The organism is Vibrio sp. 10N.247.311.49, assembly GCF_041467655.1.
In the GTDB taxonomy this organism is placed as follows: domain Bacteria; phylum Pseudomonadota; class Gammaproteobacteria; order Enterobacterales; family Vibrionaceae; genus Vibrio; species Vibrio crassostreae_C.
Genome location: NZ_JBFSVA010000009.1, coordinates 156,586 through 173,985, shown reverse-complemented (window position 1 = coordinate 173,985; position 17,400 = coordinate 156,586). Strand labels below are relative to the sequence as shown.

Annotated in this window: 20 protein-coding genes and 1 pseudogene; 15 read left to right on the top strand and 6 right to left on the bottom strand. The window is 39.7% G+C overall.

The window, feature by feature from the left end; genetic code table 11:
- Positions 1–137: 137 nt before the first annotated feature.
- On the bottom strand, positions 138–350 hold the full coding sequence (locus tag AB6E54_RS11585) for a VF530 family DNA-binding protein (protein WP_012604684.1): 213 nt from the start codon (positions 348–350) through the stop codon (positions 138–140).
- 45 nt (positions 351–395) lie between these two features.
- The gene (locus AB6E54_RS11580; RefSeq protein WP_372106444.1) at positions 396–1,346 is read right to left on the bottom strand and encodes a LysR substrate-binding domain-containing protein; all 951 of its coding nucleotides are present in this window, start codon (positions 1,344–1,346) and stop codon (positions 396–398) included.
- A 103-nt stretch (positions 1,347–1,449) separates the two neighbouring features.
- Here AB6E54_RS11580 and AB6E54_RS11575 point away from each other — a divergent pair, with 103 nt between their 5' ends.
- On the top strand, positions 1,450–1,656 hold the full coding sequence (locus AB6E54_RS11575; RefSeq protein ID WP_372106442.1) for a DUF1127 domain-containing protein: 207 nt from the start codon (positions 1,450–1,452) through the stop codon (positions 1,654–1,656).
- Positions 1,657–1,747: 91 nt separating this feature from the next.
- On the opposite strand, the gene AB6E54_RS11570 is transcribed toward AB6E54_RS11575, so the two are convergent.
- From AB6E54_RS11570 to AB6E54_RS11555, 4 genes and pseudogenes are all read right to left on the bottom strand, one after another.
- Positions 1,748–3,436, bottom strand: coding sequence for an AMP-binding protein (locus tag AB6E54_RS11570; protein ID WP_086775617.1), 1,689 nt, complete (start codon positions 3,434–3,436; stop codon positions 1,748–1,750).
- Between the two features lie 93 nt (positions 3,437–3,529).
- Positions 3,530–3,673 (bottom strand): annotated as a pseudogene (locus tag AB6E54_RS11565) (helix-turn-helix domain-containing protein); the annotation flags it as partial.
- A gap of 136 nt (positions 3,674–3,809) precedes the next feature.
- Entirely contained in the window at positions 3,810–4,496 is a 687-nt protein-coding gene (locus AB6E54_RS11560; RefSeq protein WP_157939983.1) for a transglycosylase SLT domain-containing protein, read from the bottom strand.
- A gap of 101 nt (positions 4,497–4,597) precedes the next feature.
- Positions 4,598–5,464, bottom strand: coding sequence for a LysR family transcriptional regulator (locus tag AB6E54_RS11555; RefSeq protein ID WP_017060824.1), 867 nt, complete (start codon positions 5,462–5,464; stop codon positions 4,598–4,600).
- Positions 5,465–5,785: 321 nt separating this feature from the next.
- On the opposite strand from AB6E54_RS11555, the gene AB6E54_RS11550 reads away from it, so the two are divergent.
- From AB6E54_RS11550 to AB6E54_RS11485, 14 genes are read left to right on the top strand one after another with little or no spacing between them, the layout of a single operon-like run.
- Positions 5,786–6,007: a Flp family type IVb pilin gene (locus AB6E54_RS11550; protein ID WP_065584035.1), complete on the top strand. Its 222-nt coding sequence runs from the start codon at positions 5,786–5,788 to the stop codon at positions 6,005–6,007.
- A gap of 34 nt (positions 6,008–6,041) precedes the next feature.
- Positions 6,042–6,515, top strand: a complete 474-nt coding sequence (locus tag AB6E54_RS11545) for a prepilin peptidase (protein ID WP_065584034.1) — start codon at positions 6,042–6,044, stop codon at positions 6,513–6,515.
- On the top strand, positions 6,515–7,336 hold the full coding sequence (cpaB, locus tag AB6E54_RS11540) for a Flp pilus assembly protein CpaB (protein WP_065584033.1): 822 nt from the start codon (positions 6,515–6,517) through the stop codon (positions 7,334–7,336). Before AB6E54_RS11545 ends, cpaB begins: the two co-directional genes overlap by 1 nt.
- Positions 7,336–8,697, top strand: a complete 1,362-nt coding sequence (locus tag AB6E54_RS11535; RefSeq protein WP_065584032.1) for a type II and III secretion system protein family protein — start codon at positions 7,336–7,338, stop codon at positions 8,695–8,697. The genes cpaB and AB6E54_RS11535 overlap by 1 nt, the downstream gene beginning before the upstream one ends.
- Positions 8,694–9,170 (top strand): hypothetical protein, encoded by a 477-nt coding sequence (locus tag AB6E54_RS11530; protein WP_065584031.1) that lies wholly within the window; start codon positions 8,694–8,696, stop codon positions 9,168–9,170. Before AB6E54_RS11535 ends, AB6E54_RS11530 begins: the two co-directional genes overlap by 4 nt.
- Positions 9,171–9,172: 2 nt before the next feature.
- Positions 9,173–10,408 carry a CpaE family protein gene (locus tag AB6E54_RS11525; RefSeq protein WP_372102534.1) on the top strand — a complete coding sequence of 412 codons (1,236 nt, stop codon included), beginning with the start codon at positions 9,173–9,175 and terminating at the stop codon, positions 10,406–10,408.
- Entirely contained in the window at positions 10,405–11,682 is a 1,278-nt protein-coding gene (locus tag AB6E54_RS11520) for a CpaF family protein (RefSeq protein WP_065584029.1), read from the top strand. Before AB6E54_RS11525 ends, AB6E54_RS11520 begins: the two co-directional genes overlap by 4 nt.
- A 2-nt stretch (positions 11,683–11,684) precedes the next feature.
- Positions 11,685–12,587: a type II secretion system F family protein gene (locus AB6E54_RS11515; RefSeq protein ID WP_083190212.1), complete on the top strand. Its 903-nt coding sequence runs from the start codon at positions 11,685–11,687 to the stop codon at positions 12,585–12,587.
- The gene (locus AB6E54_RS11510) at positions 12,584–13,438 is read left to right on the top strand and encodes a type II secretion system F family protein (RefSeq protein WP_372102536.1); all 855 of its coding nucleotides are present in this window, start codon (positions 12,584–12,586) and stop codon (positions 13,436–13,438) included. Before AB6E54_RS11515 ends, AB6E54_RS11510 begins: the two co-directional genes overlap by 4 nt.
- Positions 13,435–14,160 (top strand): tetratricopeptide repeat protein, encoded by a 726-nt coding sequence (locus AB6E54_RS11505; protein ID WP_372106439.1) that lies wholly within the window; start codon positions 13,435–13,437, stop codon positions 14,158–14,160. The genes AB6E54_RS11510 and AB6E54_RS11505 overlap by 4 nt, the downstream gene beginning before the upstream one ends.
- A 9-nt stretch (positions 14,161–14,169) precedes the next feature.
- Positions 14,170–14,658 carry a TadE/TadG family type IV pilus assembly protein gene (locus tag AB6E54_RS11500; RefSeq protein ID WP_372102539.1) on the top strand — a complete coding sequence of 163 codons (489 nt, stop codon included), beginning with the start codon at positions 14,170–14,172 and terminating at the stop codon, positions 14,656–14,658.
- Positions 14,659–14,663: 5 nt separating this feature from the next.
- Positions 14,664–15,194, top strand: a complete 531-nt coding sequence (gene tadF / locus AB6E54_RS11495; RefSeq protein WP_065584053.1) for a tight adherence pilus pseudopilin TadF — start codon at positions 14,664–14,666, stop codon at positions 15,192–15,194.
- A 1-nt stretch (position 15,195) separates the two neighbouring features.
- The gene (locus tag AB6E54_RS11490) at positions 15,196–16,707 is read left to right on the top strand and encodes a pilus assembly protein TadG-related protein (protein WP_372106437.1); all 1,512 of its coding nucleotides are present in this window, start codon (positions 15,196–15,198) and stop codon (positions 16,705–16,707) included.
- 6 nt (positions 16,708–16,713) lie between these two features.
- Complete coding sequence (locus AB6E54_RS11485) at positions 16,714–17,397, top strand: OmpA family protein (protein WP_241910067.1); 684 nt, start codon at positions 16,714–16,716, stop codon at positions 17,395–17,397.
- The last annotated feature ends 3 nt before the right edge of the window (positions 17,398–17,400 follow it).

Below are 17,400 nucleotides of genomic sequence, written 5' to 3'. Positions count from 1 at the left end.
GAGATGCGAGATGCGAGATGCGAGATGCGAGATGCGAGATGCGAGATGCGAGATGTGATATTGATATGGCCCCTAAAAAGTAGACACAGGGGTTGTCCCGTATTTAATCAACACGGGACAGATAAAGTAGGGAGAGATTAACGCTTTAAGTCGATGTAAATCTGCTCTACCTTGGTACGAGCCCAATCTGTTTTACGCAAAAACTTTAAGCTCGATTTAATGCTTGGGTCTTTTTTAAAGCAGTTGATGTTCACCATGTAACTCAACTCTTCCCAACCGTAATGTTCAACCAATTCAGTCAGTAGCTTCTGTAGCGTGATACCGTGAAGTGGATTATTGTCTTGTGTCATGAGATGTTCTCGCCATTTATTTGAGCCAAGTATACCAGTTTCGCTTTATGAATTATCCGACCATTTGAGTTCGTAATCGGTGTGGATAATCGAAAGCTCTTCTCTACCTGTATCACCAAACAATTTAACTTGAGTCTGCATCCATTCTTCGAAGCGTTTTATCTTTTCTCGATGGAAGTAACCTGGAGGCGCGCGTAAAAAGTAATTGTATTTAGGCTTCAGCGCGATATTACCGATTCGGACGAGTTTCTTTTCCTGCAAATAGCGATACACCAAGCTGTGCTTAACCAAGGCAACGCCCTGAACGGATAATGCACCCTCTAAAACAAAATGTGAGCCGTCAAATTGCAATGATGAACGTCCTGCCTTCGCCCCAGCAACGTCTAACCATAGATTCCAATCCATATCAGGCCAACGGTCTTCAATCAGTTCCGCTTTATGCAGATCGTCGATGTCATAGATACCGTGTTTCTCTTGATAGATAGGGTGACAAACCGGGTAAATGACCTCGTCCATCAACCAGCGTGATTCGATGTTAGGGTAATTTCCATGACCATATCGAACACAGATATCGACATTAGAATCTTCAAATGTGACTAGCTTATTGGTCGGCTCAATTAACATAGATAGATCAGGGTGGCGATCGCGAAAGTTGCCAATTCTCGGTACGAGCCAATGCTGAGCAAAGGAAGGTACGGTAGAGATCGATAGCTGAGTGGGATTAGGATCTTGGTTGATGCGTCTTACCCCATCTTGAATATGAGCAAAGCCTTTCTTAGCTTGCAGGTAAAGCACTTCACCTTCATGAGTGAGTACTATTTTTCGGTGCTGACGAATAAACAGGTCTGCGCCTAACCATTCTTCAAGTTGGCGAATTTGTTGGCTGACTGCTGCAGCCGTGACAAATAGCTTTTCTGCTGCAAGCTTAAAACTGCCTGTTTCAGCCGCAGTATAAAAATAGTATATCCCTTGGAAAGGTGGGGTGCGCGCTCTCACATTAGTTTTCCTTAACTGAATGCCAGTATCTATCGTTTGTCGATGTTGCTCTGTTGATTAATTATTGACCATAACAAAACAAAAGATCAACAGGAGAAAGGCTATGAATACGATCACAGCAACAGCAAACACCAACCATTCATTTTTTTCATCATTATCAATTAAGAAATTCTATTCTAAATTAGGCCTGTACTTTCAAAATCGTAGAACCAGAAAGCAACTGTCTGAGCTACCCGATTATTTACTTAGAGATATCGGGATTACACAGGAACAAGTTGATAAGGAACTGAAAAAATCGTTTTGGGAGTGAGTGGGAGTGTTAGGGGAGGGACTGGCTAATCTAAGGTTGAGCGTACTTTGCTGCCAAAAAAGGAGCCATAATGGCTCCCTCTCGATTTTAATTATTCTTCCCAAACCACCAATTTATCTTTCGGCCAGTTATGGCCAACTTCATGGTATTTCTGCTCAAGGATATGTCGCTTGATTTTGAGAGTCGGGGTTAACACGCCATTCTCAATGCTCCATGGTTCCTTAATCATCAATACACCTTTGATCTTCTCGTGTGAACCAAGCTGCTCGTTCATTTTCTCGATAACGCGCTTTGTCGTTTTCTCATAGCGAGCTCGATCGAAATTAGGGAAGTCATGCGGTACCACAAGTAGGATTGGACCAGGTAGGCCAAGACCTATCAAACACATCATTTCTACGCGGCTGTACTCAAACAGTTTGTTTTCGATTGGTACAGGGGCAACAAACTTACCTTTAGCGGTTTTAAAGGTATCTTTCTTACGCCCACGAATCGTTAGGTAACCTTCACTATCGATATCACCGATATCACCGGTATGAAGCCAACCATCCGAGTTAAAAGACTCTTGGGTTGCAATATCATTCTTGTAGTAACCAGAGAATAAGCCTTTGCCTCGAACTAGAATCTCTTCATCTTCAGCTATTTTGAGTTCGATCCCTGGACCTGCATTACCAACCGTACCAATTTTATCGGCTCTGAATGGGTAATTGAGCGTGCTGTAGGCGAAAGACTCTGTCATGCCCCATGCCTCGGTAATGTGCAGGCCAACGCTCTCATACCATGCGAGTAGAGCAGGTGATACAGGGGCAGAACCACATCCAAGAACGCGAGCTTGGTCTAACCCTAAGCCATCAGCAAGTTTCTTCTTAATGATGTTGTTGATAAACGGAATCTTCAGTAAGAAGTTCAGTTTCTTCTGTGGCAATTTGTCTTGGATTCGCTGCTGGAACAGAGTCCATAAGCGAGGAACTGAAATAAACAGCGTAGGGCGATGCATTTTCACATCATCAATAAAGGTGTCTAAAGATTCAGGGAAAGCCGTAACCACGCCCCCCATCACTGAAGAACCAAAGATGTAAACGCGTTCTGTAATATGAGCAAGCGGTAGGTAAGAAAACAGGCGGTCGCCAGGTTGGATTCCTATATGGTCAATCAACCTTTGAACAGACCAAGTAAACGCGCCGTAGGTGAGCATTGCGCCTTTTGGTAGCCCTGATGTACCCGATGTATAAACAAGTGACATCAGCTTATCGTCGTGATGCTGAGGACGTTTGGTTGATGGTTCATGTGTATCAATGAGCTGCTCGAAAGTGTGTTGGCACTTCGCTGCGCTGTCGTATGGCAGTGAAATACTCACTAAGCTCGGATTGTCATCAAGTACTTTTTGAGTGGCCTTAGGATCGTCAAGCTTACCCGCAATCACAATTTTACTTTCACTGTGTTCAATACAGTACTGAATGGTATCTGCACCCGCTGTTGGAAAGATTGGGACGCTGACAAAATCTCCTAACATCATGGCAAGATCGCAGATGAACCACTCTGCACAGTTTTTCGATACGAGAGCGACTCGATCGCCAGGTTGGGCTCCGAGTCCTTCTAATGCTGACGCCAGTTTCAGAGCTTTGTCGGCTACTTCTTTATAAGTAAACTCGACAAATTGGCGGTTAATAATCTGTTTCAAATAGACTTCATCTGGGCGTTCTTCTGCCCATTTTAAAATCATGTCATTGGGTGTAGGGAGAGCTGTTGCTTGTTCTTGGCTAAACTCGTTAGGCTGAATCATTGTCTAACTCCATGTTTTTCGCTAAGTTATTTTTGGTTGTTTTTGTTAAAATCATGTTAAATGTACCATGATTTTTTCTTTTAGGGAGTAAAATTAGCGTTTTCTGTTATCTGTGCAGGCACGTCTGTAGCTTGCAGGGGTTACGCCCGTCCTTTTCTTAAAAATTCTTGAAAAATACGACACATCCTTGTAGCCACATTGATAAGAAATTACAGCTATTTTTGATTCGGTATCCGCTACGTGTAAGTCCACGGTTTATTATAAGATATTATCGAAACAACCCTGCCACTGTATTCAATTACCAGAGCTGTTATCAATTCAAATTTTAGGTTAGAAATTTAATGATCGCCATCGCCATATAAGAATATATGCATCAGTTGAGCAAGGCTTGGTATTGCTTGTTTAGTTTGTACACTTTTGCTACGTAAGTTCTTGTTTCTGCAATACGTAATTGTGTTGTTAGCATTGTATATAACTCATCAACTGATAACTTATTGATATTTTTGGAGAATGAACTGATGTCTTTATCACCGAAGGAGTATTTCATTAGATTAGATAAGCCACAGTTATAGGAAGCAATTGCTAGTAGTCTTCTCGCGCTAGAGGAGCGAATGTTGTTGAGATACTTCGTCTCCAAGAGATGCAAATAAGCGGTCCCTACATCAATATTGAATTCAGGGATAAAGAGATCTTGTGCTCTGATAGGTCTATTGTCATAAAGTTCGCGTGAAACTTCAGCAGCCCCACCATTAACAAGAATTTGCATTAATCCAATAGCAGAGGCGTGGGAAACAGCATTTGGGTCGAAGAAACTTTCGGCGTGTATCATAGCAACGATTAATGATGATGGAATTTCCCACTTTGTTGCAGAACGCTCAATGTGAGTTTGATATATTGTATATTTATTGCTGACGCTGTCAGTGATTTTATGGGATAGAAGTACGGGTGGATCGGTCTTGGAAGCTCGTATTTCGTGTATTCTTTTGCTTTTCGGAACCACAATTCGCTGCAATCTTTGATTTTCTTGCAGTTCTTCATAAGAGTTTATCGAGTCTCTCATATAAGTCACTTTCGCTGAGATCTCACTATTAAAACTAATTAATATCAATGAAGCTGAAAGACAGAGATACTTCATATTTTAATAGAGCTGTTGTTCATGTTTCATAGGTGATAGGTACTTCTTAGTCTGTTATGAATCCACTGATGATATTTTCCAAACTCACTGTGCAATGGCCAGATCATGGACGCATATATTTGCTTACCAAACAATTGAGTATCACTGGGTATTTTTATTAATTTGTTCATTACTGTTTTGGTTTCAATGATATGCTGTGGAAGAAGGGCTATCCCTTTCCCTGCGCTACAGAGTTCAAGGATAGTACTAATATCATCCAATACCCAAATGTTATGGCTTGAAATGATGGAATAATCAATAATATCTTTATATCCATCAAGCAATAACAATCGATTGTTTTTTGAATTGAATTTTGAGTTTTGAACGACTTCTTTACTCGCCACCCAAATGCAATTAACTAAAAATAATTCTTCTATATTAAAGTTATAGATGGTTTTGTGATAGGGGTTTCCTATCGCGATATCAATTTTCTTACGATTGATATAATCACCTAAAATATAGCTTGGTTTTGTTACAACGTTTATCTCAACTTCTGGAAACTCCTCAGAAAATTCAATAAGAGCATTTCTTACATTTGAATTTAGCATTAGTAGGTCAATACCTACTTTTATTTTTGTTAAATTTGAATTTGATAGATTTTTAGCAATGTTACTTAACTCTTTATGTTTGCTTATTATTGGTGTGGTTAGCGCATATATTTTTTTTCCTTTATCGGTTAATGATACCGTGTGACCACCTCTATCAAAAAGAAAATATCCTAAATCTTGTTCTAGATTTTTTATCGCTCCACTTATCGTTGATTGCGATTTACCTAGTTTCCTCGCAGCACAACTGAACGAACCTTCAGAGGCAACAGTATGAAATGAGATTAAATTGTCTAAAGTGAGCCTCATATATCCCTCCTGCAGACTTTGCACCGTAAGTATTAGGCTAATACTAATAATTTGAATTGGCATTATTTGAAATTAAAATGTGACGAAGATCACACTTTGACTTTAGGTGCAATAAACTTAATTTTCAAGGATAAATATTAATTTAGAAGCTAAATCCCTTTAAATTAATTAGATAGGTAATATGAAAAAATAACCACTTTTAAATCGCGTGTATTTTGGGTTTGGATATCGGGGAAACCGATAGTAACCGAATGTGAGAAAGTGATCTGATTACTAAGATCTAATTGCTTTGCACTAGAAGCATGAAAAAAGGATGGCATCATGATTACTAAACTTTACGTGTATACGACAAATTTTATTGCTGATCTAAGAAAAGACGAGAGAGGTGTGACAGCTATTGAATATGGTTTGATTGCTATTGCAATGGCTGTTTTGTTAGTGACAGCTTTTTTCAGCGATAAAGGTTTCGTTGATGAACTGGCTCTTGGGTTTAAAAACTTGGGTACAGAATTAGGGCAGGAAGCGAAGCTTCTTAAAGAATAATTAACCTAATATTAGTCCTTAAGAAAAATTATTTATGGGACAGATTAAATACACAGAGCACATGCTTTTGTGCTCTTTATTATTATTGCTTTCATATGTTGTATTTTCAGATTTAAAGTTTCGTCGGATTAGTAATAAAGCAGTTGGGTGTGCTTTGTTTCTATCTATGTTAATTGGTCATAATCATTTCTCTATTGAGTATATTTATTCATTAGCGTTTTTGTATTTTGTGCTTTTGATTATATATGGTTTAAAAGTGATCGGTGGCGGAGACATTAAATTAATGGCTGCATTGAGTTTAGCAACCCCCTCAAGCTTTTGGCCTTATACATATGTAGTAATAACTGTTATCGGAGGCTTGTTAGCTCTGGTTTATTTGATTCTCCAATTCATAGATAATCGGTTTCAATTAGGACTAATTAAACTTTTCGGAATTCCGTATGGTATAGCAATATCTTTCGGGTTTGTCTTTTCGATAATGCAGTACATCTATGTGGGAGAAGTGTAATGCGTTCCAGATTAGCCATTATCATTGCTTTGATTGCAATAGGTTTAGGGGTATACGGTTTACTTTTAAATCCGAACGACAATCAAACTAAAAATGCCGTTACCTCACCTAAAAAAGAAGACGTTTACGTCCAAATTTGGCGTGCGAAGACAGATCTAGATAGAGGCAAGCCTGTGTCTTCTGAGCAGGTCGTTAGAGAACAAGTCTTGTTAGATTTGGCTCTAGAAAAAGGCGTACGCTCAGACGTTGAACTCGATTTTTCCCCCTCTACGTTACTGAACCGAAATATAACTGCGGGCCGTTTAGTGATGCCTGAATTTCAAGTAGCAAAAGGAAATGCAGGCTATATAGATTTGTTGATTTCTGACGGAAAAGAGCCGTTTCCTCTCCAGGTGAGCCGTGAAAATTTGGTCGCCGGTTATATCAGACCTGGTGTCTTTGTAGACATACTAGCAATAAGCTCTCCTCAAGATAATCTCTCTGTAGAAGAAGCAACAATTGAGTATACAGGGGTACATGCAAAACATTTACTAAGAAATGCCAAAGTGCTGGGTGTAGAGCAAAACGAAGAAAGTGACTCTTTGATAAGAGCCGATACTCAGGCAAGCCAAGAAGACGCCATTATCATAATATTAGAGATAGATCCTACTGATATAGCAAGACTTTCTATCGCCGAGAAGACGATGCACCTTGAAGTATATCGTTCTTATGAATATGAAAAGCCGGTTCAGGCTGATGTACGAAATGTTATTGAAAACTACAGTGGAGTTGCAGAGCTAAGAGGGGCAAGTCGTTTATCCAATCAGGGAGATGAACTCTAATGAAAATACAAAAACTCTTAGAGTTATTACCTAAATACTGGTTGATAGTGTTATGCATATCGCTTTCATTCAAAGCGAACGCAGATACCTACATAACTCAAAATGACGGTCATCACATTCGAGTTGGTGAGCCGATATCCACAGTTTTCATTAGTGCTCCTGATATTGCTGATTATAACGTCGTGGATGAGAACACAATCGTTGTATTCGCTAAGGAAATAGGCCAATCAAAGATAATTATTTATGGAGAAGGTAAGAAGATTTTGCTTTCCGAGCGTATCGTTGTCGATATTGACTTGAGTCACGTACGAAGACAGTTGCGCGCTTTCTATCCAAATCTTGATATAAAAATAGAGTCTATTGGTGAGCAGGTCGTTGTCAGTGGTGTCGTAAATAGTGAGGAAGAGCGTGACAATATATACCGTCTAATCGCTACATTGCTGTCTAGGGATAAAGTAGCTCGATATGAAGATACTCAGCAATTCACGTATGAGAGTGAAACTATCTCTGTACCAGAATCTGAATCGCTCATATTTGCAAGAAACATGACGTGGGATGGAATCATTGAACAACTGAAAGTAGCTTCTGTACAGCAAGTTAACGTTAAAATTTCGGTGGCTCAAGTAACTGAAACCTTTGGGCAAACTATTGGTGTTGATTGGTCAAGTGTTGGGGCTAACGTTGGGGAATTTTTATTCCAACAATTTGATGCCGCAGACTTGACGACAGTTATTACTGCTTTGGGGAATGAAAATATAGCTCAAATCCTTGCTGAACCAAATTTGACGGTTGTTTCTGGAGAGTCGGCAAGTTTCCTAGTTGGTGGTGAGATACCCGTTATTGTCGCTACTGGTGACGCTATTAACATTACTTTCCGTGAATATGGTGTTCGCCTCGGGCTTACGGCAAAGGTACATAGTGACGAAAGAATTCGCATGCAACTTATGCCGGAAGTGAGTGAAGTTGAACGTTATATTCAAGCAGCAGGCATTGAAGTTCCGCAATTGGCTACCCGACGCGCAATGACAACTGTTGAGTTAGGAGATGGTGATAGCTTTGTCTTGGGTGGTTTAATGAGTAGTTCTGACTTAGAAGAGCTACAGAAAACACCGTTGCTCGGAGACATTCCATTACTTGGTGCTGCATTCAGAAAATCAAACACGGATCGTCGTCGTACCGAGTTGATCATTGTTGCAACCGTTAATCTGGTTAAACCATTAAAAAGTAAAGATGTTCAAATTCCACAAATACAGCGCACATCGACCTTTTACCGTTGGTTAAATATTGGAGATCCGACTCCGGCCATCAAAGGGAATGAGCCGGCAATTGAGTTGCTTTCTGAAGGAGGGTTTATCCGATGAGACATTGTTTATTTGCTGTTTTATTTATATTGCTGCTCTCTGGTTGTACTGAACGTTACTTCAATGGAAAAGGCGTGGAATATTTGGTTTACCCAGAAACGCACACTTATACATTTACTGTGATGTCATTGAGAGAGACGCAGGCGCAGCTTGTAGGTTTGTTGCAGAAAGTGCAGGAGGTTGATCCTGGAGCTTCATATCTATTTGAGTATCGTACCAATCAAGGTAAACAAGTTGTGACCAAAGCTGTCGCCTATTTTCCTAGTCTCCCTTTGGCAGCTGAATCATTTGTGATTCAACAAAACGGAAAACAGAGTAAAGATCTTAAAGTTACGATCACTTATCACGCTCTAGTGACCCAAAAGTGTGATATTCCCCAAATAGAAGGCTCGGAATTTAGCCGTAATTGTTTCTCTGAGGCAGCGAGAGTTCGTCAGGTCGCTCACAAGGAAAGATTGGTAGAGGGAATCTAGTTATGTTTGATCTCGTCAAAAATATAAAAGACACAACACCTCAAGTTGTTGAGCTAACGAATGGCCCTGCTAGTTGTGCTCTGATTTATCAATCAAAAGAATGCTCAGATTTAGTCAAAGAGATGTTTCAATTTGAGGGATGGAATGAGCCGCATTGCATTAAGAGGGAAGCTTTGTCTCCCAAGTTCTATTCTGAACAAACGGATAATATCGTCATACTCGATCTAACAGAATCCCAAGATATCTTGGTTGATGCTCAGGAAATAGCAAGTAAATTACCAACACGAAAAGGCGTTATTGTTATTGGCGGGCAAGACTCTATCTCGACTCTTAGAGATCTAAAAGAGATGGGATTTTATTACTTACTCTGGCCGATAAATAAGCTCGAGTTCTCTGATTTTGTTATGAATGTACATAAAAATTTAGAGACATATACCGGAGTTAGTAAAAAACGAAAAGCTAAGAGGGTAGCTGTTGTTGGTAGTAAGGGAGGGATTGGTACTTCCTTTATCACTGCTGAACTAGGCTCTAAATTATCATCGCAAAATATTGATACGATTTTGGTCGATCACCAGTACAGTGATTCGAATATTGATGTGTTAATGGGGTTAGAAGATTTTCGCTCAAAAGCAATTGATGAATTTGCTGTTCCTATTCATGAGTTAGACACCGAAGGTGCGTTGTCATATTTGACTAAAGTTCGTAAATCATTTCGCTTACTTGCTCTTCAAGGAGAGAGTAATCAAGATAAAATATTTAATTACAACCAGATATTATGTGAACTGATGAGCCGAAATACCAACTTCATTATCGAAGACTTTTCGGGCAGCATAGATTTCAGAGTTGACCCTCAGCTACTCGTGGAAACTTATGATGTTATTGTCGTGGTTTTTGAGCCTTCAGTTTCTTCTATTCGCAACGCAAAATCTCTCCTAGAAACGTTAGAGCAAAAACAGATTTCAATCGGTAAGCGAATCCGAGTCGTTACTTTTGCTAATCATCATCGTCCTGAAAGTACATTCGTTATAGAGCAGTCAGACCTAGATAAATATCTTGGTGCGAAAGTTGATCTAAATATGGTGTATTGCAAGAAGCTTTCTCATTTGCTGATTGAAGGTAAGCGTGCTCATAAGCATGAACGAAGCGTCAATAATGCGATTGAAGAACTGACGAGCCTAATTAATGGACAAAGCTCTGGCAAGCCACATGGCTGGCTATCTCGATTGGTGGGTAGATGAGTTCTAATAAAGAGATTTATTCGTCATTTCGGATGCAGATCTTTGAGGCTTTAGATGTAGAGGCTATTCAGGGTATGTCTCGAAGCGAGCTTGAAGTTCAAGTCAAAAGTGCAGTAGATGTACTTGCTCAAAGTTATGAACGTCCCGTAACCACGATGATGCGTTCTAGTATTGTCAAAAGTATGTTGGATGAGTTATTTGGCTTAGGACCAATTCAACCATTAGTCGATGATAATGCTATCACTGATATTATGGTTAATGGACCAAATAATGTTTTCTTTGAAAAGCATGGCAAGATTGAGCGTTCGGATATTACTTTTGTTGATGAGGCCCAACTATTAAATATAGCTAAACAGATCGCTTCGCGCGTTGGTCGACGTGTCGATGAACTTTCTCCAACTGTTGATGCTCGCCTAGCTGACGGGAGTCGGGTTAATATCGTCATCCCTCCAATTGCTCTTGATGGAACGACGATATCGATTCGGAAGTTCAGAGAGCAAAATATTGATTTAGAATCGTTGGTGGAATTTGATTCTATGTCATTTGATATGGCTAGAGTTCTTTCTATCGCATCACGGTGTCGACTTAATATACTTATTTCTGGAGGGACGGGCTCTGGTAAGACAACATTACTTAACGCTCTTTCACAATACATTAGCGATGACGAGCGTATTGTCACTATCGAAGATGCGGCTGAACTTCGCTTAGAACAGCCGAATCTAGTTCGCTTGGAAACGAGAGTCGAGAGTATAGAAAGTACAGGTTTGGTTACGCAGCGAGATTTGGTTATTAATGCTCTGCGGATGCGACCCGATAGAATAATTCTTGGGGAGTGTCGTGGCTCAGAGGCATTTGAGATGTTACAGGCAATGAACACCGGTCACGAAGGCTCTATGTCAACCTTACACTCCAATTCTCCTAGAGATGCTATTGGCCGTGTTGAGTCTATGGTCATGATGGCGAACCTAAACCAACCGCTAGATGCGATTAGACGAGCAATAGTTAGTGCGATCGAAGTTGTTGTCCAGGTGAACCGACTTAGAGACGGAACGAGAAAGGTCACTAGCATATCAGAAATTGTCGGCCTAGAGGGTGACAGCGTTGTGATGGAAGAAATTTTTGCTTTTCAGTATGACGAGGTCAATTACGGCGAGGTAGTTCGAGGTAAGTTCACAACAGAGGGGATAATGCAGCGGTCGCAACTGGTTAAAAAAGCGCATTTCTATGGGTTATATGATGAGTTGATGCAGTCATTTAGAGGTGAGGGTTCATGAATATATTGTGGCTGTCTCTCATACTATTTGGTTTTGCGTGCTTTTTACTTATCCCGAGTAAGAAAGGAAAAGTTAAAAACTATTTTCCGGCAGCTCAAACTGATGATGAGGGTATTGACGCGATTAATTTCCAATCTCTTATTGGCAAAAAACGCTGGTCTGAGTTTAAGCATGATCTCTCTCCCACCATAGAGGTACTTGGTCCAAGAGGTAACTTTATTGCGATTGTATATGTCATTCTCTCGGTTTGGGTTTCCTACCTTATTATCTTTAATTTCTTAACCTTAAACTCTTATCTCTACTTTGCCTTGCTGGCCTGCTTCTTAATTTTTACCGGTTATCAATACTTAAAAAATAAAAGACGTCGAAATTTTGAGCAAACGTTTCCTGATGCACTAAATATTCTTATGAGTGCGGTAACTGCTGGCGAAAGCTTGATGCAGGCATTTTGTTTTGTTGGTGACAATATGTCAGGAGAGATCGGTCGGCAGTTTAAAGATATGGGGGAGCGTTTGAAGTTGGGTGAGAATGCAGAGCATGTTCTTAAGCGATCGTGTCGCGCATTTCCTTATCCTGAGTATATCTTTTTTACTATTACTATCCGAGCTAACTTAAGTCGCGGTGGTCAGCTCAAAGGTGTATTGGCTAGGTTGATTCGAGTCCTTGTTGATGCGCGAACCATGGAGATGAAAAAAATGGCAATGACCTCGGAAGCTCGAATTTCAGCTAAAGTGGTTGCCGCAATTCCAATTATTTTTGTATTAATAATAAGTCAAATTCATCCAGCAAATATCGATTTTATTTTAAATGATCCTGAGGGTAGGTGGATTCTTTATTATGTGGTTGGTAGTGAGGTCTTGGGATTATTCATTGTTTGGTTGCTAGTTAAGAGGGTCAAGTTATGATTACCTACGGAATTGTGGCTTTGGTCATCATACTTTCAGTACTTTTCATTGATTTGTATTTTGTTAGCCGAAAGAAAAAGCGAATGGATAAGTTTTTTGGATTAAACAAAAGAAAAAGTAATACACATAAAATGGGGAGTTTCCTTGTTAAGTTTGGTAAGGAGAATCGTAAAGAGTTGGAGCAGAGACTCAAAGATGCGGGATTTCACACCAAAGGTCTCGCTATACTTTACTTCCCATTTAAAATTTTCTTGATCGCAGTTTATACAATCTATTTACTTTGGTTAGATATATCTTTAATGAACTTAGCGTTATATGGATGTTTAGGAATACTAACGATTGTAATTTTACCTGATATGATACTTGATTTAAGAAAAAAGATAGTGGTGAAAAGAATATCAAAAAACCTACCATATTTATTGGATATGATGGCTGTTTGTGTCCAAACCGGAATGACAATAGAAGCTTCATTTTCTTATTTAGCTAAGGAACTTCAAGGTTTTGATAAAAACTTATGTTATCAAGTTAAAATTACTGCCGACTCCGGGAAGATTAAAGGTATTGATAGGGCTCTTAATGATTTATCTAATCGACTTCCCGCTCCAGAAGTTTCTAGTTTTGTTTTAACCATTATCCAAAATATACAGTATGGTTCTTCCGTTGCGAATATACTAGCAGATCTTGCGGAAGATATGCGAAAGATGCAATTGCTTAATATAGAGGAGAAGATGGGGAAGTTATCTGCGAAAATGAGTATTCCATTAATTTTACTAATCATGTTCCCTATCGTGATACTTATTTTGGCTCCGGGCGTGTCACAGATGAATTTTAATTTAGGTGCACAGTTATGATTATTTTAAAAACTATGGTGTTACTATTTTTCTTTATTCTATCCGGTTGTGTGTCAAATTCACCACAACCAGGTAGTGAAGGCTATGCAGATATAGAGAGTTTGAAGAAAATAGGAAACTACGAAGGTTTAGTTGATGCTTATAAGTACGAACTTTCTCAAACCCCAAATGACTTTAAAATTATGCAATCCTTAGCGCTAGCCTACTTTGAACTTGGGGATGTTGAATCCTCTCGGTTTTATTCAGATTACTTGATTAGTCAGGGTGTAGTAAATCAAGATTTACTGCAATTAAGAGGGGAGATTTACCACCACGATGGTTTAGATAATTTGGCGGTAGACAGTTTTAGAAAATCTGTTGAGATAGGCAATGAAAGCTCTGATGTTCAAATGATGATGGGGATTTCCTATTGTATGCTGGGAAGATACCCTCACGCTGAAAATGCATTTAATAGAGCTCGAATGAAAGGCTATGATGATATTGCGGTTAAAAATAATTTAGCCATGGTTAAGTTTGCCGAAAATAAATATTCAGAGGTTGTAAGAATTCTCTCTCCTGTTTACAACAGAAACCCAGCAAATAAAAAAGTCAGAGCTAACCTAGCTATTGCATTTATTAAATTAGGTGATATGCGAAGTGCTGAAAAGTTACTCGGTGAAGAGTATTCACAAAGAGAGCTACAACAAATAGCTAGAGTGATCTCCCCGCTCAACTTAGAGTAGGTGGTTAATATGAAATGGTTGAAGTGTAAATATAAAGAAAGAGGAGTAACCACGGTAGAGTTTTCTCTTGGTGCGATTGTTTTAATTGTTGCAACTGTGATGATATTTGAAATGGGGTATCGTATTTATGCAATTAATTTACTCGAATATTCTTTGAGGGAATCAGTAAGAGCTGCAGCAGTACATCAAGGATCTTCTTCATATAATAGCTATGATACTGTTTTGAAGTCGGTAAAAAACTCCCCAGATGCCTTATGGTCATTTCTCTCCCCTAAAGACGAATTTGAGGTGTCTGGACTTTATTATAAAAGTTATGCGGATTTCATTTCAAATGTCAGTGCATCAGACGCGGAGCTCGTCCTTAATGATGAAGGGTATAATATTGCTGAGATCAAGTTAGTTTATAACCATAAACCAATTTGGCCATTTTTTTTACAACAAGAAGAGCCGATAGAAAGAACGATTGTGCTAACCCTAGAGCACGAGGGGTGGGAGTGATGAATATGACCAAACATACGTCTTTTCATAAATGTAAAGGGTCGTTCAGTATAGAGTTATTTTTGGTACTGATTGTACTTATTGCACTTTTCTACTTCATGACTGATGTAAGCCATAAGCTTATAGTTCGTGCTCAACTTGATCGAGCTTCCTTCTCTATCGTAAATGTTTTAAAAGAGCGAACACGCTTTTATGATGAGCGTTTTAATTTATCTCAACAGGACTTAACTGAGATGCAGAGTATCTCGGGGAGACTGTTAAATACAAATAGTAACAATGTTGCAATTCAAATTGAATCATTACAAGACAAAACAATACGGAGTGTATTTGCCTCGCCAAGATATGGCACTTTAGGCTGTTCATCACTTGGTATTGAGCAAAAAACACAATTGGTTCCTGAAGAGGATGGGATCATTTTTCCGCTTTACCAAGTATCACTTTGTGTTGAAAGCGATTCGTGGTTTTCGCGTGTTTGGGGAGATCCTTCATCTTCAACAATGATCATATCATCCAGTTCAGTGATGGTAGGGAGGTAGTATGAACAGACACGCGAAATCACAGTTTATCAGCTTACAAAGGCAAGCAGGCGTTGCTGCTGTCTGGCTAGGTTTGTCGTTAGTCCCTATTTTAGGAGTCACTTTTTTTGCTGTCGAGGGGGCTAGATATATTACTGAGTCAAGTCGCCTACGCGACTCAGCACAAGCAGCTGCACTTGCAATTACTATTGATGATAAAGCTGCAAGTGCACAAGAGATGGCAGAGCTTTATGTTAAAGATTATGTAAGAGAAGTTCGTAGCGTGAAGGTGACAACAAAGCGCAATTATCAAGCACCAACACTCGAAAACGATAATACAGAGATAATTGGTTATGACGTTGATGCAACGACGGTATATGACTCATGGTTTGCTCTCAACCTCGTACCATCGTTTGAGGACACTCAACCTTTATTTGGTGAGGCGGAAGCTGCAAAATACCCTGAATATCTCGGCGATAAGATCGTTGATGTCGTATTAGTTACTGATTTTTCAGGCTCTATGACACGTAACTGGTCACAGGGGACTTCAAGCATATCAAAAAAAATTGATTCTCTGAAAGTTGCGGTTGACGAGCTAGCTTTGAGAATACTTGTACCTCGGGCTGGAGATACGATTATCCTTAACCGATTAGCTATAGTTCCTTTTAATTTGAGAGTACAAGACAAAATATCAGACTCGCTCTATGCGGGTAGTCAATTAAGGTATAAAGCGGACGGTTCATTTACTAGAACCTATGAGCAGGTGGATTGGGGATATTGGGCCAATAAGTCACGAGATACTGTTCGTGCTTGTGCCAGTGATGTGGACGCTTGTCCAACTCAAGAATCTTGGCAGTTTTATGAGGCGAAAACAGTTGAAAGTGTTATGAGCATGAATGGACGAAGACTTGAGATCGCAAGCTTAGTTGACTATTCAAACTCAGTAGATGACATGTTCAATAATAAGATTGATGATGCTGAATTTAACTTTCATTTTAGGTCTGCCGACAATGTTCTCTACCACTCTGGAATGGTAAGAACAACAGGTAATGGACACTATGTACTTCCTTTAACGAGTGATATTGATGAAGTTGAGGTTGTGCAAGGTATGAATGCAGGTGGGAATACTGCAGCCTATCAAGGCTTGATTCGCGGTTTACAGGTACTCAATGATGGGCAACCAGACAGTAGCGCGACACCTGAGGAAATTGAAGAGTACAACGGAAAGTTGAAAATTATCATCATTCTTAGTGATGGTCAGGAGTTTCCTAATAATGGAATACTCCCTAACTTAGTCGATAATGGCCTTTGTGATGAGGCTAGAGAGCATTTCATGACTGAGAACGGCAGTTTGTTCATCGGCGTGATTGGCATTGATTTTAATGCAAGTGATCAAAGTGGGTTTCAAGATTGTGTGATTGACCCTGGCTCAGACATTATTGATGTTAGTGATAGGGAGGAGTTAATACAACGAATCGAAGAGCTAATTCAAAAAGGATCTCGAGGTACTGGTGTATCGAGACTATACGGGTGAGTAAAGATGAAAAATACAATGCTAGCACTAGGTATGCTTGTTTCTTTCTCTAGTTATGGGCAGGAGATTAGTGATCAGGTCGTAGAATATTGTGGGAATACTTTTTCAGAGTATTCTCACACCATCGAAATTGGTGAAGTTCAAGGGGTGGCTAGTCATCGTGATGGCTATTGGCAAATTCATGAGGGAAGTCATGATCCAGCTCTCAAGTGGGAGCTTCTTAAGCGCTCACAGTTGATCACTGATCCTAGTGATTGTCTCACTTATATATCAAACCTTGGTATTGCTAGCTTTGATAGTGACAAAGGTCAGCTTGTTGCTCGTGTTAACTTCGCCTTTGATCGTTATTATCTGACCCCTCTTGCTCGTGAAGTGCTTGCTGATGTGGCAAAACATCTCGCAGACAATGACTACCTAGTGACCGTTGAAGGCCATACCGATTGGGTGGGTAGTGAAGCTTACAACCAAGGGTTGGGGCTAGAGAGAGCTCAAAGTACGTCTAAACAGCTTTTCACTTACGGTGTTGAAAAAGAGAAAATGACCCTGAAATCATTGGGTGAGTCTGAGCCAATCGCAAGTAACAAAACCTCAAAAGGTAGAGCTCAAAACAGACGTGCTGATGTGTATATTCCCCCAGAGTCTTTTAACCAAGACGATGCCAGTCCAGCCTCTACACAGATAGAAGAATAACCA